21 protein-coding genes, 1 tRNA gene, 1 other RNA gene and 1 riboswitch are annotated in these 20,036 nt (G+C 35.8%); of the genes, 9 read left to right on the forward strand and 14 right to left on the reverse strand.

What is annotated here, in order from left to right:
• Positions 1-9 precede the first annotated feature (9 nt).
• The 6 genes from prmB to H3T80_RS05890 form a co-directional block, all read right to left on the reverse strand.
• The gene (gene prmB, locus H3T80_RS05865; protein ID WP_198200670.1) at positions 10-903 is read right to left on the reverse strand and encodes a 50S ribosomal protein L3 N(5)-glutamine methyltransferase; all 894 of its coding nucleotides are present in this window, start codon (positions 901-903) and stop codon (positions 10-12) included.
• A gap of 150 nt (positions 904-1,053) precedes the next feature.
• Positions 1,054-1,141 (reverse strand) — tRNA-Ser (locus H3T80_RS05870).
• A gap of 67 nt (positions 1,142-1,208) precedes the next feature.
• Complete coding sequence (locus tag H3T80_RS05875; protein ID WP_110447296.1) at positions 1,209-1,298, reverse strand: YnhF family membrane protein; 90 nt, start codon at positions 1,296-1,298, stop codon at positions 1,209-1,211.
• Between the two features lie 29 nt (positions 1,299-1,327).
• The gene (gene prc / locus H3T80_RS05880) at positions 1,328-3,400 is read right to left on the reverse strand and encodes a carboxy terminal-processing peptidase (RefSeq protein ID WP_198200671.1); all 2,073 of its coding nucleotides are present in this window, start codon (positions 3,398-3,400) and stop codon (positions 1,328-1,330) included.
• A 9-nt stretch (positions 3,401-3,409) separates the two neighbouring features.
• Positions 3,410-3,946: an RNA chaperone ProQ gene (gene proQ, locus H3T80_RS05885; protein ID WP_110447294.1), complete on the reverse strand. Its 537-nt coding sequence runs from the start codon at positions 3,944-3,946 to the stop codon at positions 3,410-3,412.
• A gap of 66 nt (positions 3,947-4,012) precedes the next feature.
• Positions 4,013-4,369: a DNA-binding protein gene (locus tag H3T80_RS05890; RefSeq protein WP_110447293.1), complete on the reverse strand. Its 357-nt coding sequence runs from the start codon at positions 4,367-4,369 to the stop codon at positions 4,013-4,015.
• Between the two features lie 178 nt (positions 4,370-4,547).
• Between H3T80_RS05890 and H3T80_RS05895 the strand changes: the two genes are divergently transcribed.
• From H3T80_RS05895 to rnpB, 3 genes are all read left to right on the forward strand, one after another.
• On the forward strand, positions 4,548-4,820 hold the full coding sequence (locus H3T80_RS05895; protein WP_110447292.1) for a helix-turn-helix transcriptional regulator: 273 nt from the start codon (positions 4,548-4,550) through the stop codon (positions 4,818-4,820).
• A gap of 217 nt (positions 4,821-5,037) precedes the next feature.
• The gene (bamE, locus tag H3T80_RS05900) at positions 5,038-5,400 is read left to right on the forward strand and encodes an outer membrane protein assembly factor BamE (protein WP_110447291.1); all 363 of its coding nucleotides are present in this window, start codon (positions 5,038-5,040) and stop codon (positions 5,398-5,400) included.
• A 184-nt stretch (positions 5,401-5,584) separates the two neighbouring features.
• Positions 5,585-5,973: RNase P RNA component class A (gene rnpB, locus H3T80_RS05905), an RNA gene on the forward strand.
• Between the two features lie 2 nt (positions 5,974-5,975).
• Here rnpB and H3T80_RS05910 read toward each other — a convergent pair.
• The 6 genes from H3T80_RS05910 to H3T80_RS05935 form a co-directional block, all read right to left on the reverse strand.
• Positions 5,976-6,665, reverse strand: coding sequence for a DedA family protein (locus tag H3T80_RS05910; RefSeq protein ID WP_110447290.1), 690 nt, complete (start codon positions 6,663-6,665; stop codon positions 5,976-5,978).
• 30 nt (positions 6,666-6,695) lie between these two features.
• Positions 6,696-8,153, reverse strand: coding sequence for a metalloprotease TldD (gene tldD, locus H3T80_RS05915; RefSeq protein WP_198200674.1), 1,458 nt, complete (start codon positions 8,151-8,153; stop codon positions 6,696-6,698).
• A gap of 101 nt (positions 8,154-8,254) precedes the next feature.
• Positions 8,255-9,730 carry a ribonuclease G gene (gene rng, locus H3T80_RS05920; protein WP_065578564.1) on the reverse strand — a complete coding sequence of 492 codons (1,476 nt, stop codon included), beginning with the start codon at positions 9,728-9,730 and terminating at the stop codon, positions 8,255-8,257.
• Positions 9,731-9,742: 12 nt separating this feature from the next.
• Positions 9,743-10,234, reverse strand: a complete 492-nt coding sequence (mreD, locus tag H3T80_RS05925) for a rod shape-determining protein MreD (RefSeq protein ID WP_198200676.1) — start codon at positions 10,232-10,234, stop codon at positions 9,743-9,745.
• Positions 10,221-11,063: a rod shape-determining protein MreC gene (gene mreC / locus H3T80_RS05930; protein ID WP_110447286.1), complete on the reverse strand. Its 843-nt coding sequence runs from the start codon at positions 11,061-11,063 to the stop codon at positions 10,221-10,223. Before mreC ends, mreD begins: the two co-directional genes overlap by 14 nt.
• Before the next feature lie 115 nt (positions 11,064-11,178).
• On the reverse strand, positions 11,179-12,222 hold the full coding sequence (locus H3T80_RS05935; RefSeq protein ID WP_065562215.1) for a rod shape-determining protein: 1,044 nt from the start codon (positions 12,220-12,222) through the stop codon (positions 11,179-11,181).
• 371 nt (positions 12,223-12,593) lie between these two features.
• Between H3T80_RS05935 and accB the strand changes: the two genes are divergently transcribed.
• From accB to H3T80_RS05950, 3 genes are all read left to right on the forward strand, one after another.
• The gene (gene accB / locus H3T80_RS05940) at positions 12,594-13,049 is read left to right on the forward strand and encodes an acetyl-CoA carboxylase biotin carboxyl carrier protein (protein ID WP_198200678.1); all 456 of its coding nucleotides are present in this window, start codon (positions 12,594-12,596) and stop codon (positions 13,047-13,049) included.
• Between the two features lie 41 nt (positions 13,050-13,090).
• Entirely contained in the window at positions 13,091-14,437 is a 1,347-nt protein-coding gene (accC, locus tag H3T80_RS05945) for an acetyl-CoA carboxylase biotin carboxylase subunit (RefSeq protein ID WP_110447284.1), read from the forward strand.
• A gap of 66 nt (positions 14,438-14,503) precedes the next feature.
• Entirely contained in the window at positions 14,504-15,142 is a 639-nt protein-coding gene (locus H3T80_RS05950) for a bifunctional 4-hydroxy-2-oxoglutarate aldolase/2-dehydro-3-deoxy-phosphogluconate aldolase (protein WP_110447283.1), read from the forward strand.
• Between the two features lie 55 nt (positions 15,143-15,197).
• Here H3T80_RS05950 and H3T80_RS05955 read toward each other — a convergent pair whose 3' ends face one another.
• Together H3T80_RS05955 and H3T80_RS05960 are read right to left on the reverse strand one after the other, a co-directional pair.
• On the reverse strand, positions 15,198-15,968 hold the full coding sequence (locus H3T80_RS05955; protein WP_086363041.1) for an ABC transporter permease: 771 nt from the start codon (positions 15,966-15,968) through the stop codon (positions 15,198-15,200).
• Positions 15,961-16,905, reverse strand: coding sequence for an ABC transporter ATP-binding protein (locus H3T80_RS05960; protein WP_198200680.1), 945 nt, complete (start codon positions 16,903-16,905; stop codon positions 15,961-15,963). The genes H3T80_RS05955 and H3T80_RS05960 overlap by 8 nt, the downstream gene beginning before the upstream one ends.
• 150 nt (positions 16,906-17,055) lie before the next feature.
• Between H3T80_RS05960 and mog the strand changes: the two genes are divergently transcribed.
• The 3 genes from mog to lysC all read left to right on the forward strand — a co-directional run bounded on the left by mog (position 17,056) and on the right by lysC (position 20,011).
• Complete coding sequence (mog, locus tag H3T80_RS05965; RefSeq protein WP_198200682.1) at positions 17,056-17,634, forward strand: molybdopterin adenylyltransferase; 579 nt, start codon at positions 17,056-17,058, stop codon at positions 17,632-17,634.
• 196 nt (positions 17,635-17,830) lie between these two features.
• A complete protein-coding gene (gene argR, locus H3T80_RS05970; protein WP_034905059.1) occupies positions 17,831-18,289 on the forward strand; it encodes a transcriptional regulator ArgR in 459 nt (152 codons plus the stop codon).
• Between the two features lie 111 nt (positions 18,290-18,400).
• Positions 18,401-18,575: riboswitch (Lysine riboswitch) on the forward strand.
• Between the two features lie 74 nt (positions 18,576-18,649).
• The gene (gene lysC, locus H3T80_RS05975; protein ID WP_198200683.1) at positions 18,650-20,011 is read left to right on the forward strand and encodes a lysine-sensitive aspartokinase 3; all 1,362 of its coding nucleotides are present in this window, start codon (positions 18,650-18,652) and stop codon (positions 20,009-20,011) included.
• Positions 20,012-20,036: the final 25 nt, after the last annotated feature.

Genomic DNA, 20,036 nt, shown 5'->3' on the forward strand with positions numbered 1-20,036 from the left:
ATAGTTAATTTATTTAAAATAGTGCTGATAAGTCTTCAAGTCAGCCTGCGTGATTGCAAATACGCCAAATCCACCATGCTCAAAACTGATCCAATTAAAGGGTACATCTGGATATTGTTCTTGTAAAGACACCCAGCTATTACCAACTTCACAGACTAATACACCATCAGGTGTTAGATAGTCACAAGCATCGTGTAAAATTCTTTTTGCTAAGTCTAACCCATCAAATCCTGCTTCGAGTGCTAATTTTGGCTCATATAAAAACTCGTCAGGAAGATCACTCATATCTTCATCATCGACGTAAGGAGGATTAGTCACAATTAGGTCATATTTTTTATTCTCTAATTGATTAAATAGATCGGATAAAATTGGTGTAACTTGATATTGCATATCATGCAATTCAATATTAGTTTGAGCGACATCTAATGCTTCTAATGAAATATCGGTAATATCAACTTGAGCATCAGGAAATGCATAAGCACAAGCAATACCAATACACCCACTACCAGTACAGAGATCTAAAATATTTTTTGGTTCACTACTGATTATATCTTTAAACTGATTATTAATCAGTTCACCAATAGGAGAACGTGGAATTAAGACCCGTTCATCAACGTAAAAACTATGACCACAGAACCACGCTTGATTAGTTAGGTAAGGTGTTGGTAAGCGATCATTAATACGTTTGTTGATGATCTCATTTAGTTGTTGTTTTTCATCATTAGTCAGATTTGCAGCATAAAATTCTGGAGGAATAAATAGTGATAAGCCTAGCGTAGCTAAGATAAGTTGTTTAGCTTCATCGATAGGGTTATCGGTGCCATGGCCTAAAAAGATATCCGATTGACTAAGTTGCGAAGTGGTCCAGCGTATATAATCCTGAACAGTGCGTAAGTTTTCCATAGTAACTCCGAAAGATCGTGGAGAGGAAGAGATTAATCGTCACGTCAGGTCATTAAAGCTGAGGTAAATGCCAAGACCATATTAATAGATTTTATTGGCAATGCTAAAGAACCTAATGGCTCTTTCCTTCGATGACTAAATAAATATTTATGGCGGTGAGGAAGGGATTCGAACCCTTGATACGTTGCCGTATACACACTTTCCAGGCGTGCTCCTTCAACCACTCGGACACCTCACCTTAATTTAGCCCTGCTTTTTGAAAGCAGGGTGCATACTATAATTATCTGCAAACAATTAATCAAGTGTTAATTCATGCAAACGATGGTTCCAAATACAGCAAAAACAGCTAAAACAAGAACCGTTGCGATTAAAGCATATTTTAAATTGATACTCATAATACTTATTCCTTACTTTTTGTTTATCACTATTCAATTGGTTTATCTAAAGAAAGAAATCCACCTCTAATTTTACTAGCTTCAATGCTAGGATAATTTGGTATTAAATCAAGTAGGATTTCGACCGCCTCATCTAAAAATGCATCTGGTTGTTTATAATCTTTAGGCAAATCTTTTAATTTGGTAATTTGTGCTAACCCAGCACGATTTAAACGTTCATTCATTCTTTTTAAATCACGATCATCGTTAGCTTTTTGTTCTGTTTCTCGTTCATTTTTATTCAAAGAAACCAAATATTCATTATCTTTTTTATCATTAAATCGCTTAATATCCTCTTCAATATAATTAAATTCAGGATTATTAGCTATACGAGCTTGATGCTGAGATTTTAAGTTAGCTAGCAATGGTTTAATATTAGCAACAGTGAGATAATCAGCGGATGGAATTTTATCCCACGGCATAGCATTATCTAAGAAGCGTTCTCCAGTTTCATCAACATATTGACTTTTCGTCATCTCGATATCAGGTACGACACCTTTTAACTGAGTACTTCCACCGTTAATACGGTAAAATTTTTGTACCGTGTATTGCGCACCACCAAGTTCTGGCCATTTAGGATGCAATCTGGCATCTACTGGGTATGAAATATTACGAGAAGTTTGTACTGTACCTTTACCATAGGTAGTTTCACCAACAATAACAGCTCGACCATAATCTTGCATCGCTGCTGAAAAAATTTCTGATGCTGATGCACTATAACGATTAATCATGACAACAATTGGGCCAGCATATTCAATACCTTTATTTTTATCATTGTAAGTGGTGATCTTCTGTAAATTATCACGTACTTGTACAACTGGACCACTATCGATAAATAATCCTGTTAATTCAATTACTTCAGCTAATGAACCACCGCCGTTATCACGTAAATCGATAACCAAACCTTGTAATTTTGCGCTATTGGCTTCTATAATTAAAGATTCAACTTTTTTGGTTAAACCAATATAAAAACTCGGTATTTCAATCACACCGATTTTTCCACGGCTATTATCGATAGTTTTTAATTTAGCTTCACGATCTTCAAAATGAATTTTATCACGAGTGATTTCAATCACTTTCGGTTTACTGTTATTACCAACGGGTAAAATTTCTAATTTAACTACGGTATTCTTAGGTCCACGTATTTTGTCAACGATATCGTCTAAACGCCAACCGATGACATCTTCAATTGCAGAATTACTTTGTCCTACCCCAATAATTCTGTCTCCGACTGATAATAATTTACTTTTCTCGGCTGGGCCACCAGTCACAAAAGACATAATAACAGTATAATCATCTTGTTGGCTAAGCGTTGCCCCAATACCTTCAAAGGAAAGACTCATTTCTGAATCAAAATCGCGTTTTTTACGTGGCGCTAAATAACTGGTATGAGGATCAATTTCTCGCGCAAAGGCATTCATAAATACTTGGAAACAATCTTCATTATTGGATTGGACAATGGTTTTTAATACTCGTTGATAACGTTTGGTTAGAACTTCACGAATTTGGCTTTCATTTTTACCAGTTAAAGATAAATTTAACTCATCATATTTAACTCGTTTATCCCAATATTCATCAAGCTCTTTTTCAGAGGTTGGCCACGCCATATCTTCACGTTTGAAATTTATTTGGTCTTTAGTATTAAAGTCCATCGGACGCTGTAAAACCTCAAGCGCATATTGGTAACGATTATAACGTTTTTGCAAGAAAAGATTGTAAATATCGTATGCAGTTTTTAAATCGCCATCCATGAGTTCTTGCCCCAATTGTTCCTGGCGATTACGAAATTTATTTACATCATCTTGAAGAAAGATGGTCTTATTACCATCTAACAATTTGAAATAACGATCGAAAATTTTAGCAGAAAAAGCACCATCTAACGAAAAGTCACGGTAATGTGATTGCGTAAAAAAATTGGTCACGCGTTTGGCAACCACTTGATGTACTTCGTCTTGCTTTAAAACAGGAATTTGTTCTGTTGCCGACGTTTTAGCCTGAGCGGCAGTACTAATTATGCATAAAATGAGACCGAATTTAACAAAACTTTTCAGTAGCTTATTCATATAAATTCTCTATCTGTTAATAATATGCTCAGGTTTGACCATTAATTCCATTCCAGCGCCTACTTTAACTTTGATATGTTCCTTTTCAATTGTGATGATTTGTCCTTTTATTGGTTTATTACCAACATTAACTTTGACAAAATCACCTAATTTCAAAGCTCGTGGCTTTCTAGCCGGTTTTGGGGCCGCTTTACGTTTTTGTTTTGCTCGTTCTTTAGCTTGTTCTTTGCTTTCTTTCAATTGCTGTTGAGCATGTTCCTCTTGTTCTTTGGTGATAACTTCAGTTGGGTTACCATCTAAATCAACTCGATGTGTGCCTTCTTTTATACTATATAGATAACGCCACCCCATTGTGTAACCTCTTAATGCAACACGGAGTTTCGTTTTACTTAGTACTTCACTATTTTCAAGACGAGAAAGAATATCTTGAAAGATGCCAATTTTTAAAGGTTTGGCTTCCCCTTCAATTGTAAAACAATTCGGAAACTGTTGAGCTAAATAAATAATAATCTCTTTACTATTCGTTAATTGAAACTGATTTTCCATTGGTTATTCCATAGTAGCAACTAAAATTTTCTGACGTTAAAGTATATATCAGCTTATACAATAACACTAATTATCTTTTTTATGTTTATTAATAAAGGTAATGAAATCTTTAATACCATTACGCATTAGCCATGAACTGACAATTGTTCGTTCTTCAGTAGATAACTGCTCAAATGCAGTTATCCAAAGTTGTAGTGGATCAATCGGCGAAACCACATAAGTCGCACTTTCTTCTTCAAGACATAAAGCTTTTTTCACATCTATCGATAAACTACTTATATGATATTCAAGTGCTTTACCACGAACACCAGATCGTTTTCGAGAAGTCCACTTTTCAGCTCTTGCTTTACGGTTAATCCCTTGTGTTGTTGAAGGCATTCCAGCAATGCTTAACAATTCTTTGGGAGAAAACCATTCTTTCATTTTAATTACCCTACTTTTAAGAAACAAGAAAAAAGTTATAGAAATTAAAGAAACTTTGTTACAATAATAAGAAACAACTTATTAATGATGTTAAAAGTTAAATTATAAACTTACTGGTTTTGATAACATGAAAGCATAACATAGATATTTAATGTTATAAACTAAGAAGGAAGAAAAAATGGAAATAAAATCTAACGACTGGCACAAAGCAGATATAATTGCAGCATTAAAAAAGAAAGGCACAACTCTAGCAGAACTATCTCGCAAATCAGGTTTAAGTTCATCAACATTAAGCAATGCATTGGTGAGACCATGGACCAAAGGAGAAACGATTATAGCCAAAGCACTTAATTTGAAACCTTCGCAAATTTGGCCTAGTCGTTATATTAATTCCATGACAAAACAACCAATTAAACGAGTATTAAGAAAAAAACGAGACGATACCGCATAAAACAATAAATAGATATAAATATCTTATCCATTTTAAAAACAATTGGAAACATCAAGAAACATTATATGTTTCCATATATTCATTTTATCTTTTTATGTTAATAATTGCTGTTAATTGCTATTGTTGAAATCTTTGATTTCGTCATTTTCTACAACTGTAAAGCTATGTTATGATTAGCTATCTTTTGTTAAAAATCATAATTAATAGGCAATAACCCATGAAAAACCTTAGTAAAATCTTGATCGTTCTTTTTTCAATATTGGCATTAGCAGCATGTTCACAAAAAAATTATTATGAACAAGGTACTCCTCTTAATCACGAAAAGGTGAATAAAATAGTGGAAGGATCAACTACTGAAGCACAGCTTTTACATATATTTGGTGAACCAACAGCTAAAACAGTTATCAATAGTAATGAAACTAAATGGACTTATAAATATCTGAAAAAAAGTTCAACTAGTCACGTTTTATTAGGTGAAACCAATTACAATATTCTTGAAGGTACATTAGAAGTTATTGTTAACCAAGGTGTGGTGACTTGGTTTAACTATGATCAAAATAATAAACAGAAAAAATGGTAATTCTCATTACGTATTAAGTAAGGCACATCACATTGATGTGCTTTTTGCTTTATTTTCTCTGACTACACGGCTTATTCAGCAAACACTAATTTAATTATGCTTAAATTAATACTTTTGCACAGATTGCAGCCATAATACTTATTCTGTTCTGGACAAAAATAACGATTAGGTTATACTCTTTGCCGAAATTAACCAGACAATCGCTGCTTTGTTGTAGTCCTTTGCAAAAGGGAGACAAACAGAGGGGAGGAAAGTCCGGGCTCCATAGGGCAGAGTGCCAGGTAACGCCTGGGGGGTTTTGGCGAGAGCTAAAATTCACGACTAGTGCAACAGAGAGTATACCGCCGATGGCTTAGTAATAAGATCAGGTAAGGGTGAAAGGGTGCGGTAAGAGCGCACCGCGCAACTGGTAACAGTTGTGGCACGGTAAACTCCACTCGGAGCAAGGTCAAATAGGGATTCATTGGCGCGGCCCGCGTTGAATCCGGGTAGACTGCTTGAGCTAATGCGTGAGTATTAGCCTAGAGGAATGATTGTCCACGACAGAACCCGGCTTATCGGTTAATTTCGCTCTTTTACTTTTCTGTTGTATCTTGTTTCACTTGCTTTTTATTATTCAACCAACGTTTAAATGCTAGCCAAATTGTAAAAAGTAAACCTAATAGCAATAAAATTACCGGAATTAACATAAGCAACGACATGATTTGCTTTTCATAGGTTTTGAAAACCGGCGATAAGCCGAATAGATAACCTAATGTAACAATTAAGAAAATCCATAATGTCGCACTAATCCAGTTATAGATATGAAACTTGCGACTATGTAAACCCGATAATCCCGCCATCATCGGTAATAAAGTACGCACAAATGCAATAAATCGTCCAATAAATAAGGCTTGTAATCCGTATTTATGAAATAAAACTTCTGATTTACGATGATATTTTTCGGGCAAATGTGCCATCCAATTTTGCACAATTTTAGTATTGCCAAGCCAGCGCCCCTGCGCATAACCAAGCCATGTACCAAATGCGGCGCCCGCAATTAGAATTAAGTTTATTAGACCAAAATGAAAAACATCAAGACTAATCAATACACCGGTTAGAAACAGTAAACTGTCTCCCGGTAAAAAGGCTGCCGGTAATACACCATTTTCTAATAAAATGATAACAAAAAGCATGCCATATAATATCCATAACACATCTGGATTTGAGAGTGTTGCAAGATCCATATGAACAAATGCTTGATAGAGTGTAATGATTGTATCCATTTAGCTTAATTTCTCATTAATGTATTATTGTTAGTGGTTAATAGTACCACCTACTGTTAAATTATTCACTTTTAAAGTCGGTTGTCCAACACCAACCGGTACACTTTGCCCTGCTTTACCACAAACGCCAACACCTGAATCTAATTCTAAATCATTCCCTACCATTGAAATCTGTTGCATAGTTTCAATACCAGATCCAATGAGTGTTGCACCTTTAACCGGCGTAGTAATTTTACCTTTTTCAATTAAATAAGCTTCTGAAGTTGAAAAAACAAATTTACCCGAAGTTATATCAACTTGCCCACCAGCAAAGTTAGGGGCATATAAACCATAATCAACACTTTGAATAATATCATCAAAGCTCGATGTCCCTGCAAGCATATAGGTATTTGTCATTCTAGGCATTGGTAAGTATGCGTAACCTTCACGACGACCATTACCAGTCGAAAGACAATTCATTAATTTTGCATTAAGCTTATCAAACATATAACCTTTTAAAATGCCATTTTCAATTAATACCGTTTTTTGGCTAGGTGTACCTTCATCATCAATAGAAAGCGAACCTCGACGATTAGCGATGGTACCATCATCAACTATCGTACAAAATTCTGAGGTAACTTGTTGACCAATTTTACCGGAAAATACCGAACTATTTTTACGATTAAAGTCACCTTCTAATCCATGACCTACTGCCTCATGTAGTAATACGCCGGGCCAACCTGCGCCTAACACCACTGGCATAGTGCCTGCCGGTGCAGGCTTAGCTGAAAGCAATACTAAAGCTTGGCGCACCGCTTCGCGAGTATAACTATCAATATGGCTTTCACCTGTTTTAACGTTAGTCGTTAAAAAATAGTCATAACCAAATCTGCCACCGCCACCACTGCTACCTCGTTCACGTTTACCATCTTGTTCTACAAGAACTGATACCGATAAGCGAACTAATGGACGAACATCCGCACATAAAGTACCATCAGTAGCCGCAATTAAGATATCTTCATAACTACCAATTAAGCTTGCCGATACTTCGATTACTCTTGAATCGAGCGATCGAGCTAATTTATCCACTTGCTGTAATATGGCAATCTTTTGTTCTTGAGCAAAACTGTTTATTGGATTTATCGAAGGATAGAGCGTAATATTTTCCGCAGTTTTAAATGGTGTAACTGCTATAGGCGTTTGCTGTTTAGTAATTGAATTAGCAGCCAGTACACTTTGTTCTAAGCGAGCTAATGATAATTGATCGGTATAAGCAAAACCTGTTTTTTCACCAATAATTGCTCGCACACCTACACCTTGATCACGATGGAAAGAAGCATTTTTGATTATACTATCTTCAAGTGACCAACTTTCATAATAACCGGATAGAAAATATAAATCACCAAAATCAATTTTTCTTGAACTTAACATATCAAGTAAATTCCCTATATTTTGTTGATTTAAGTTATTTGGGTGGAGTAACCTTTCACTCACTTGAGTTACTTTCATAAATTCCTTAATTTACTGATTATAAAAATAAAAAAATTTGTTTCTGACTATCACTTATCAATAGATTTTACTTAGTTTTATGGTTAATACAATTAAACTAATTACATAAGTACAACATCATACTGTTCTTGTATATAAAGTGGTTCAACTTTTACTTCAACTCGTTTACCCACAAAGACTTCAACTTCGGCTAAAGCATGAGACTCATCATTGGTTAATGCATTAGCTACTGCGGCTGATGCATAAACTAAGAAGTACTCCGAGCGATGAGCTTTATAAACACGGACAATCTCACGCAATATTTCATTACATACTGTCTCGACAGATTTAACAATACCACGACCTTTACAAGAGGGACATTCTTCACAAAGAATATGGCCAATACTTTCACGTGTACGCTTACGTGTCATTTCAACTAACCCTAAACCAGAGAAAGTATTAACGGATGTTCGTGCTCGATCTTTAGCTAAAAAATCTTGTAATGATTGTAATACCCGCTCACGGTGAATATCTTCTTGCATATCGATAAAATCGATAATAATAATGCCACCTAAATTACGTAATCTTAATTGGCGAGCAATTGCAATCGTTGCTTCGATATTGGTATTGAAAATGGTTTCTTCTAAATTACGATGACCGACAAATGCACCAGTATTGATATCAATGGTAGTCATGGCTTCGGTTTGGTCGATAATCAAATAACCACCAGATTTTAATTTAACTTTTCTATCTAGTGCTCTTTGAATTTCATTTTCAATATCATAAAGATCGAAAATTGGAATATTGCCACGATAATGGGTTAGTTTACTAGTTACTTCAGGCATAAATTCCTGAGTAAATTCAACTAACAAGTCATAAGTTAATTTCGAGTCAACTAATATACGTTCGATTGGATCACCAACGAAATCTCGTAATACTCGTTGCGATAAAGCTAGCTCTCCATATACTAAATTTTTACTAACCGGACGAGCCATTCTTTCTTGAATTTTTGTCCATAGCCGTTTTAAAAAATTAGCATCTTGTTCAAGCTCATGGGCGTTTGCCCCTTCTGCCGCGGTTCTAACAATAAAACCGCCTTCATCAGAGACATACTGTTCAACGATTTTTTTCAGCCGTTCTCGCTCTTCTTCAGATTCTATTCGTTGCGATGTAGCAACATGAGTCGAATTTGGTCCTGGCATTAAAACTAAATACCGTGAAGGTAAAGTTATGTCAGTAGTCAACCTTGCACCTTTAGTTCCTAAAGGATCTTTAACCACTTGCACCATTAAATCTTGACCTTGGCGAACCAGTTCAGAAATATCTTTAACTTGAAATTGCTCTTGATCGCTATCGGAGACACATTCAGTATGTGGCATAATATCTGAAGCATGCAAAAAAGCAGCTTTTTCAAGCCCAATATCCACAAAAGCGGCTTGCATACCCGGTAAAATACGAATTACCTTTCCTTTGTAAATATTGCCAACAATTCCGCGACGTGACTCACGGTCAACATGGATCTCTTGTAAAATACCGTCTTCAATATAAGCAACACGAGTCTCTGAAGGTGTCACATTCATTAATAATTCAACAGACATAATGATTCCTTTTTAATTGATAGCAAAGTTCCGTCTTATTATTCGTAAGAATAGATAAATCACTATCCATAGTAGCCCATCAACACAACTAGATACTAAAATTAAAGGCGAAATCGTTATGGTGTGATAAATAGTAACCTGAAACATAAATACTAAAAAATTGTAACAAAGTGATACAGCAAAGATGACAATTGCTTGCTGCCAGAGCGCTAAATTACGAATTAATTGAAATTTAAATAGTAGCAAGTAAGCCATACAGGAAAAAATAAACGCATGAATACCGAGAATAGATCCGGAAAATAGGTCCAAGACTATGCCTAGTATAAAAGCCATGCCCATTCCAATACGATGAGGAAGTGCTATTAACCAATAAGCCATAATTAACATTAATAAATGCGGTTTAAGTATATTATAATCAGCTGACCATGGAATAATCTGCACACATAAACCAATCAACAGTGTTAACCAGATAATCAAAATACTAAATCGATTATTCCCCCTCATGTTTTACTCCTTGCTCGCCCCATAGTAATAATAAATAACGTAAACGTTTTAAATCCGCTGTAGGTGTAGCAGAAATAATTGGGGTTGAATCACTAATATCAAGTTTCACAGAGCTTACCACTGCCACTGGATAGCCTTCAGGGAAGCGACCATCAAGTCCCGAAGTAACTAAAACATCACCAACTTTGATATCAACATTGTTAGGTAAAAAATCAAGGGTTAAATCATTACTACATCCATTACCAACTGCCACCATAGAAATATCGTTTCTTAGTACTTGTACAGGGATTGCATGTTGATAATCACAGACTAATATCGCACGGCTGGTTGATTGGGCTGTTTGATAAATTTGTCCAACAATTCCTTTCTCATCTACAACTGGTTGGCCAACATAAACACCATTATTTTTCCCCTTATTGATAACAACTTGATAAACATAAGGATCGGTATCAGCCAGTAAAACTTGAGCAGCCATTTTATGTTCATCATGCCTTAACGGTGAGCCTAATAATCCTCTAAGGCGATCGTTTTCATGTTTTAAATGTTCAAGTAATAGTAGATCACTTTTCTGTTGCATTAATGTTTCTTGCAATTTGGTATTTTCATTAATTAATGCTTCTTGTGTTTTTGACATTTCATAAAGGGAGTCAAATGATGATTTTGGCGCATTTGAAACATTATAAAGTGGTGAAATTATGGTATCTAAATAATAACGAACCTCTTTAAAAGGACGATAATTAATATCTAATACGATTAGCACCAGAGCGAGTGTTAGCGCAATAAATAATTGTACACTCAGAGGCGAACGCTTAGAAAAAAGTAATTTCATTGTTCAGTATTTACCTGTTATATACTTATTAGCTAACTATTCTAATATATGACTCCGCCGACAATGTCGGCGGTTAAAATGAAATAGTTGGTTACTTATTAGTAATTATTTAATGTTATTCTTCACTAAAGAGATCACCACCATGCATATCAACCATATCAAGTGCTTTACCACCACCACGCGCTACACAAGTTAGTGGATCTTCAGCGACAACAACATGGATACCAGTTTCAGCGGATAACAATTTATCAATATTACGTAATAATGCACCACCACCAGTTAATACCATACCATGTTCAGAAATATCTGAAGCAAGTTCTGGCGGACATTGCTCAAGTGCTACTTTAACCGCGCTGACAATGCCACTTAATGGCTCTTGCAATGCTTCTAATATTTCATTTGAATTTAAGGTAAAGCTACGTGGTACACCTTCAGCTAAATTACGACCACGCACCTCAATTTCAAGTACTTCATCACCAGGATAAGCACTACCGATAAAGTGCTTAATTTTCTCAGCAGTTGCTTCACCAATTAATGCACCATAATTACGACGAACATAATTGATAATTGCTTCATCAAAGCGGTCACCACCAATACGTGCCGACGCAGAATAAACCACACCATTTAACGAAATAACGGCGACTTCAGTTGTACCACCACCGATATCAACCACCATTGAGCCAGTCGGTGCTGAAACAGGTAAATCAGCGCCAATAGCCGCAGCCATTGGTTCTTCAATTAAATAAACTTCACGTGCGCCAGCACCTAATGCTGATTCACGAATAGCCCTGCGTTCAACTTGAGTAGCACCTACAGGTACACAAACAAGTACACGCGGACTTGGTCTTAAAAAACTATGACTATGAACTTGTCGGATAAAGTACTGTAACATTTTCTCAGTTACGGAAAAGTCTGCAATTACACCATCTTTCATTGGTCTAATCGCTGCAATATTACCAGGTGTTCGTCCTAGCATCTGTTTCGCAGCATGGCCAACTGCAGCAACACTTTTAGGTGTTCCAGAGCGATCTTGACGAATGGCAACAACTGAAGGTTCGTTAAGTACAATGCCTTGCCCTTTAACATAAATAAGCGTATTGGCTGTACCTAAATCAATCGATAAATCATTTGAAAACAAGCCGCGAACTTTTTTGAACATAATAAAAACTCTTCCTAGAATTAATCTTGTTTGTATATATTTGAGTATTTAGAAGCAAACTAAGGCATCTACAGAATATATATTTCTAAATTTTATCCGATAAATAAGAGATTATTTAGCAGATAAAAACCACAGCCAGCCTCAATTATAATTAAGGGTTACTATTGTATCGCAATTCTAAAATAATACCTAGAAAATAGTATAACAAGTGTTTGTAAAGGAGATATATAATGACAAATTACGATTTACAGTGTATCCTTCCGCGTTAATGTTGAGTTACAAACTTAGTATCGTATTAAAAGGTAACTTTTAAAGTATTAAGTATACATTAAAATAATTTTTATTTATTTCAAATAAACACGGTGTAATTCATGGATATACGCAAAATTAAAAAGTTAATTGAATTAGTAGAAGAGTCAGGTATTTCTGAACTTGAAATTTCTGAAGGTGAAGAATCAGTTCGGATTAGTCGAGCTATGCCTGCCGCAAACTATTCTGCGCCAGTGCAAAATATTCAAATTCCTCAACCAACTCCAGTTGTGGTTGCCCCAACGGTTGAAGCAGAAGTCATCGCAGATACCAATACAATTAATGGTATAACAATAAAATCACCAATGGTTGGTACATTTTATCGTACCCCTAGTCCGGAATCGAAAGCATTTGTTGAAGTCGGCCAATCGGTAAATGTTGGTGATGTGCTTTGCATTGTTGAAGCGATGAAAATGATGAACCAAATTGAATCAGAAAAAGCAGGGACTATTAAAGCTATCTTAGTTGAAAATGGTCAACCAGTTGAATTCGATCAACCGCTATTCATTATTGAATAATCAGAAATTATTTATTAACTTAGACGATTAAGAGATTGAATATGCTTGATAAAATTCTTATTGCTAACCGCGGAGAGATTGCTCTTCGCATCTTACGAGCATGTAAAGAACTTGGAATTAAAACTGTCGCTGTTCACTCTTCGGCAGATAAAGATTTAAAACATGTTTTACTTGCAGACGAAACGGTTTGCATTGGTCCAGCAGCTTCTGCCAAAAGTTATCTTAATATCCCAGCCTTAATTTCTGCCGCCGAAGTAACAGGCGCAGCAGCTATTCATCCAGGATATGGTTTTTTATCTGAAAATGCAGACTTTGCGGAACAAGTCGAACGTTCTGGCTTTATATTTATTGGTCCAAAACCAGATACTATCCGCTTAATGGGCGATAAAGTATCTGCAATTGAAGCAATGAAAAAAGCTGGTGTACCTTGTGTTCCTGGTTCTGATGGTCCACTTGGTAGCAATATGGACACCAATAAACAGATTGCGAAAAAAATTGGTTATCCAGTGATTATTAAAGCATCTGGCGGTGGCGGTGGCCGCGGAATGCGTATTGTTCGAGAAGAAAAAGACCTCGAACAATCAATCAAAATGACTAAACTTGAAGCGAAAACAGCGTTTAATAATGACATGGTTTATATGGAAAAATTCCTTGAAAATCCACGTCATATTGAAATTCAAGTGCTATCTGATGGCCAAGGTCATGCCGTTTACTTAGGCGAACGTGACTGTTCAATGCAACGACGCCATCAAAAAGTCGTTGAAGAAGCACCGGCTGTTGGCATCACACCAGAAATGCGTAAATTTATCGGCGAACGTTGTGTAAATGCATGTATTGAAATTGGTTATCGTGGTGCAGGTACTTTTGAATTTTTATTTGAAAACGGTGAATTCTATTTCATTGAAATGAATACCCGTATTCAAGTAGAACATCCAGTTACTGAAATGGTGACAGGCGTTGATCTAATTCGTGAGCAGATTCTTATTGCTGCTGGGCAACCTTTATCTATCAAGCAAAGCGATATTGAAATTAAAGGTCATGCCATTGAATGTCGAATAAATGCTGAAGATCCAAAAACGTTTATGCCATCTCCAGGTAAAATCACTCGCTTCCATGCACCAGGTGGGTTTGGTATTCGTTGGGAATCTCATATTTATGCTGGTTATGCGGTACCACCTTATTATGATTCAATGATTGGTAAGTTAATCGCTTATGGAGAGACTCGAGAAGTTGCTATTGCCCGCATGAAAAATGCATTAGCAGAACTGGTTATCGATGGAATAAAAACCAATATCGAACTTCATATAGAAATTATGAATGATGAAGGCTTCATGAAAGGTGGCACAAACATTCATTATTTAGAAAAGAAATTAGGTATTTATGAGTAAAAATAAGCCCTCACTACGTTGAGGGCTTATTGCTGTATAGAAGTAAATAAAGTATAGGTAACACATATGAAGAGTTGGAAAAAAACCGCTGAGGAAATCTTAACATTAGGCCCTGTTGTACCGGTTATTGTTATTGAACGTTTAGAAGATGCTGTTCCATTAGCAAAAGCATTAATTGCTGGAGGAGTTAAAGTTCTAGAGGTTACATTAAGAACTGAATGTGCACTTGATGCCATTAAAAAAATCATCAAGGAAGTGCCTGAAGCTGTAGTTGGTGCAGGAACAGTAACCACTGTTGAACAACTTAAACAAGTAACTGAAGCTGGTGTTGAATTTATTATTACACCAGGGATTACAGATTCAATTTTAAAAGCAGCAGTTGAAGGGACAGTTCCTGTTATTCCAGGAATAGCAACAATTTCAGAATTATTAACCGCTCAAGAATATGGTTTGACTGCATTAAAATTCTTCCCAGCAGAAATCAATGGCGGTGTTGCGGCGTTAAAAGCTTTTGCTGGTCCTTGTGGTTATATGAAGTTTTGCCCAACTGGCGGTGTAAATCCGAAAAACTATCGCGATTATCTAGCTCTTGATAATGTACTATGTGTTGGTGGAACTTGGTTTATCCCTACCGATGCAATAGCTAAAGGTGATTTTGCTAAAATCACTGAAATGGCTAAAGAAGCGGTTGCCGGTGCTAAATAATACTTTTCCGCCGACATTGGTCGGCGGTTTATTTTGATTCGCTATTCTGATTTAATTAACTTCTAAGCCCTCTGCCACTTTCAATAAACTTCCACGCTAACAGATATAATATACTGACAAACAGTAATAACATTGAAAAAGTAATTATCAATGACACATCACTAACACCTAAAAAGCCATAACGAAAACCATTAATCATATAAACAATTGGATTAAGTTTAGAAACCCATTGCCAAAAAGTGGGTAACATGGTGATTGAATAAAAAACGCCCCCCAAATAAGTTAACGGAGTCAGTACAAAGGTCGGAATAATGCTAATATCATCAAATGTCTTGGCAAATACAGCATTTAATAACCCTGCTAATGAAAACAAAATTGAGGTTAGTAATAAGGTAAAAATGACAAAAGGCCATGAATAAACTTGGTATCTTACAAACAATAGCGATACAATAGTAACTAAAACGCCTGTTAATAAGCCACGCATGACGCCACCACCGACATATCCCAAAATAATAATATGAGTAGGTACTGGTGCAACTAATAGCTCCTCAATATTTCGTTGAAATTTAGCACTAAAAAATGAAGAACAAACGTTAGTATAAGAGTTTGTAATTACCGACATCATAATTAGACCGGGGACAATAAATGCCATATAGCTAAAACCACCCATGTCTCCAACTCGAGAACCAATCAAATTACCAAAAATAACAAAATAAAGTGACATAGTAATAACTGGAGGAATCAATGTTTGGATCCAAATCCTTAAAAATCGGGTAACTTCTTTACGCCAAATACTTTTTAAGGCAATCCAATATAAATTATTCATCAATAGCTCCTTTAGCTTTTGTATCGTTATGTAATAAATCTACAAATAATTCTTCTAATCGATTGGCTTTATTACGAACACTAATCACTTTAATATCTTGTTGATTGAGTTGTTCAAATAGTTGATTTAATCCATGTTGTTTATCTACTTTAACCTCTAACATTCCTGACTCAACATCCGTAAAAGTATAACCATTTAGCGCAATAGGTGTAGCGGTCGGAACATAATCAATAACAATGGTTTCAGACTGACTTTTAGCTAACAAATCACGCATTGATGAATTAGCAACTAATTCACCACGCTGAATAATACCTATGTGGCGACATAGCATTTCAGCTTCTTCCAAATAGTGAGTCGTTAATATAATGGTAATACCTTGACGATTAATTTCTCGTAGAAAATCCCACATAGAACGGCGTACTTCAATATCAACCCCTGCGGTTGGTTCATCAAGAATGAGTAATTTTGGTTCATGGATAAGTGCTCTAGCTATCATCAGCCGTCTTTTCATTCCGCCAGATAACATACAGGCTCGACTATGACGTTTATCCCACAAATCCAAAATACGTAGATATTTTTCTGCTCGTTGTAAAGCTAATTTGCGTGGCAAGCCATAGTAACCACCTTGGTTGGTAACAATTTGTAAAACTTCTTCAAATTGATTAAAGTTGAACTCCTGCGGCACCAGACCTAATTGCCTTTTTGCATTAACAACATCACTGTCTAAATCATATCCAAAGATTTTAACCTGCCCAGAGGTTTTGGTAACTAAAGAACTAATTATACCAATGGTGGTTGATTTACCTGCACCATTAGGACCGAGCAAAGCGTAAAAATCCCCTGCTTGCACGGTTAAATTAATTCCTTTTAATGCTTCTACACCATTTTTATATTTTTTCTTGAGCGCTATGAGCTCTAGTGCGGGCGTTGATGACATAAAATGAATCCTAATTCCATAATTTGTTATTTATATAATATGATATCATGTTTGACCGATCGACAATATTGTTATGATTTTAAGATTAATTCAATTTTTAATGCTAACAATATAATGATTAGATGAATATAAGATTAAGGATTACAGGTTATGATCAAAATTGGTTTGGTTTCAGTATCGGATAGAGCATCACAAGGCGTTTATCAAGATGAAGGTATTCCAGCGCTGTTATCATGGTTACAAACAGCCTTAAAAACACCATTTATTACCGAACAACGTATTATTCCTGATGAACAACTAATCATTGAAGAAACTTTATGCGAATTAGTAGATAAGTTGCAATGCCATCTAATATTAACTACTGGCGGTACTGGGCCAGCAATTAGAGATGTTACTCCAGATGCAACCTTAGCAATTGCTGACCGATTAATGCCAGGTTTTGGCGAACAAATGCGGCAAATTAGTTTGCATTTTGTTCCTACGGCAATTTTATCCAGACAAGTGGGTGTCATTAGAAAGCAATGTTTAATTTTAAACTTACCAGGCAGGCCTAAATCAATCAAAGAAACCCTTGAAGGCGTGAAAGATGAACAAGGAAATACTATTGTTACAGGTATTTTTGCAAGTGTTCCATATTGTATTGATTTATTAGATGGCCCTTATATCGAAACTCATAATCATGTTGTTCAAGCTTTTCGACCTAAAAATGCTAGCAAATCTAATCTTTAATTTTATGCAAATATCATGCATAATTATGTAAATTAATCTTTTAACAGCGCTGGTAAGATTGATAATAGCAACATTACCTTAATGGCCAATAATGACGTTATTTAAGATGATAATTAGGTAATTTTAGATAACGAGTTAATATGATTAATAAACACTACTGGCGTAATAGGTCATAAATTTAATTTAAAGGAACAGTATGAAACAAAATGATCTCACTAAAACTTTTAAAGAAATGTTATTACAAGAAAAGTTTAGTTCTCAGATAGGTATCGTACAGGCCTTACAGGAACAAGGGTTTGATAATATAAATCAGTCCAAAGTATCCAGAATGTTAACCAAATTTGGCGCAGTAAGAACTCGCAATGCAAAATCTGAAATGGTCTACTGCTTACCAGCCGAAATGAGCGTACCAACCACTAGTAGTCCACTGAAGAATTTAGTATTGGATATTGATTACAATAGTTCAATGGTCGTTATCCGTACCAGTCCTGGCGCAGCTCAACTAATTGCTAGACTTTTAGATTCAATTGGTAAATCAGAGGGAATTTTAGGCTCTATTGCTGGTGATGATACGATTTTTAGCACTCCAACTAAAGATTGTTCGGTTAAGAAACTGTATCAAACTATTATTGAATTATTTGAGCGAAGCTTATAAAAAAGAATTTATTTTAAGCCAGACCAATAATTTTTTTTAATATTTAAGCTATTGACACACTTGGTTAAATCGTTAATCCTATATAACACTGATTTTGTAACCAATATTACAAAAAAAAGAAGAGGCGCATTACTCAGGTAGATCATTTTAGGAACTGGAACCGTAAAAAGATGATTAAGGGGGTGTAATGCCGAGGTTCGATTGTTATTCCAGAAAGCAATTGAATCGGCTACAAGGGCTGAATCCCTTGGGTTGTCACCCTAACAGGTGGAGCGCTTCACGGTATGTGTTTTTTAAACGGTAGTAAGGCATGCCCGCTCTATCTCTGTTAAAAATAAGAATTTTTAATATGAGGAATCCATGGAAACATCATTTATAATTGCTAAATTTGGTGGTACTAGCGTTGCAGATTATCCAGCAATGGTCAACAGTGCCAATATTGTTCTAGCTAATCCTAATGTCAAAGTTGTCGTATTATCTGCCTCAGCAGGTATAACCAATTTATTGGTAGCATTAGCTGAGGGTCGTGATGCTAATGTCAGAGCAAAACACATCGCCAAAATTCAATCAATTCAATATAATATCTTAGAAAATCTACCTGAAAATCAAGCTCTACGCACTGAAATCGACCAAATTATTGCCAATATTGCTTCATTATCTGAAGCCGCAAGTTTAGCAACCTCACCGGCATTAACCGATGAATTAGTTAGCCATGGTGAAATAATGTCATCAAAACTGTTTGTTGAGATACTAAAACATCAACAAAAAAATGCCATTTGGTTTGATGTCCGTAAAGTAATGCGCACCGATGATAAATTTGGTAAAGCAGTACCGAAAATTGATGAAATCAAACAACTCTGTTGTGCACATTTAAAATCCCTCAATCCAGCAACTATCGTCGTTACTCAAGGATTTATTGGCAGTGAAAGTTCAGGTAAAACCACAACCTTAGGCCGAGGCGGAAGCGATTATACAGCGGCTTTACTTGGCGAAGCATTAAATGCTACCCAAATTGATATCTGGACCGATGTTGCTGGTATTTATACCACTGATCCTCGGATTACCTCTGCTGCAAAACGTATTGATGAAATATCGTTTGCCGAAGCCGCTGAAATGGCTACTTTTGGCGCTAAAGTTTTACACCCAGCAACACTAGTACCAGCGGTGCGTAGCAATATTCCGGTATTTGTTGGATCAAGCAAAGCACCACAAGACGGAGGAACTATTGTCTATAATACTCATAGTATTAAATCTTCATTACCTTCGTTCAGAGCATTAGCACTTCGTCGTCAACAGACATTATTGACTTTAACCAGTTTAAATATGCTACATGCACAAGGCTTTTTAGCTAATGTATTTACTATATTGGCTAAACACAATATCTCGGTCGATTTAGTGACAACCTCTGAAGTCAGCATTGCATTAACCATTGATACCACAGGCACAAATACCAATGGTAACAGCTTATTAACTAAAGCGTTATTTGATGAGTTATCAACGGTTTGCCATGTTGAAGTTGAAGAAGATTTAGCGTTGATTGCTATAATTGGTAATAATCTGACCTCAACTAAAGGTATAGCAAAAGAAGTTTTCGGTGCTTTAGATGATTTTATTATTCGACTATGTTGTTATGGTGCTAGTACGCATAATCTTTGCTTACTAGCAAGAAGTAATGATGCAGAAGATGTGATCAAAGTTTTACACAAAACTATTTTTGAATAATGACTTAATGGGAGCGATTATATTA

The sequence above is a fragment of the Gilliamella sp. W8145 genome (assembly GCF_016101145.1).
GTDB lineage: Bacteria > Pseudomonadota > Gammaproteobacteria > Enterobacterales > Orbaceae > Gilliamella > Gilliamella apis_A.

Coding starts and splice junctions, on each gene's coding strand:
- H3T80_RS05890 (WP_110447293.1), bottom strand. CDS start 4,369: ATGAAAGAATGGTTTTCTCCCAAAGAATTGTTAAGCATTGCTGGAATG.
- H3T80_RS05935 (WP_065562215.1), bottom strand. CDS start 12,222: ATGTTCAAAAAAGTTCGCGGCTTGTTTTCAAATGATTTATCGATTGAT.
- H3T80_RS05910 (WP_110447290.1), bottom strand. CDS start 6,665: ATGGATACAATCATTACACTCTATCAAGCATTTGTTCATATGGATCTT.
- H3T80_RS05950 (WP_110447283.1), top strand. CDS start 14,504: ATGAAGAGTTGGAAAAAAACCGCTGAGGAAATCTTAACATTAGGCCCT.
- argR (WP_034905059.1), top strand. CDS start 17,831: ATGAAACAAAATGATCTCACTAAAACTTTTAAAGAAATGTTATTACAA.
- mreD (WP_198200676.1), bottom strand. CDS start 10,234: ATGAGGGGGAATAATCGATTTAGTATTTTGATTATCTGGTTAACACTG.
- mreC (WP_110447286.1), bottom strand. CDS start 11,063: ATGAAATTACTTTTTTCTAAGCGTTCGCCTCTGAGTGTACAATTATTT.
- H3T80_RS05895 (WP_110447292.1), top strand. CDS start 4,548: ATGGAAATAAAATCTAACGACTGGCACAAAGCAGATATAATTGCAGCA.
- bamE (WP_110447291.1), top strand. CDS start 5,038: ATGAAAAACCTTAGTAAAATCTTGATCGTTCTTTTTTCAATATTGGCA.
- mog (WP_198200682.1), top strand. CDS start 17,056: ATGATCAAAATTGGTTTGGTTTCAGTATCGGATAGAGCATCACAAGGC.
- rng (WP_065578564.1), bottom strand. CDS start 9,730: ATGTCTGTTGAATTATTAATGAATGTGACACCTTCAGAGACTCGTGTT.
- prmB (WP_198200670.1), bottom strand. CDS start 903: ATGGAAAACTTACGCACTGTTCAGGATTATATACGCTGGACCACTTCG.
- accC (WP_110447284.1), top strand. CDS start 13,091: ATGCTTGATAAAATTCTTATTGCTAACCGCGGAGAGATTGCTCTTCGC.
- accB (WP_198200678.1), top strand. CDS start 12,594: ATGGATATACGCAAAATTAAAAAGTTAATTGAATTAGTAGAAGAGTCA.
- proQ (WP_110447294.1), bottom strand. CDS start 3,946: ATGGAAAATCAGTTTCAATTAACGAATAGTAAAGAGATTATTATTTAT.
- lysC (WP_198200683.1), top strand. CDS start 18,650: ATGGAAACATCATTTATAATTGCTAAATTTGGTGGTACTAGCGTTGCA.
- H3T80_RS05875 (WP_110447296.1), bottom strand. CDS start 1,298: ATGAGTATCAATTTAAAATATGCTTTAATCGCAACGGTTCTTGTTTTA.
- H3T80_RS05955 (WP_086363041.1), bottom strand. CDS start 15,968: ATGAATAATTTATATTGGATTGCCTTAAAAAGTATTTGGCGTAAAGAA.
- prc (WP_198200671.1), bottom strand. CDS start 3,400: ATGAATAAGCTACTGAAAAGTTTTGTTAAATTCGGTCTCATTTTATGC.
- H3T80_RS05960 (WP_198200680.1), bottom strand. CDS start 16,905: ATGTCATCAACGCCCGCACTAGAGCTCATAGCGCTCAAGAAAAAATAT.
- tldD (WP_198200674.1), bottom strand. CDS start 8,153: ATGAAAGTAACTCAAGTGAGTGAAAGGTTACTCCACCCAAATAACTTA.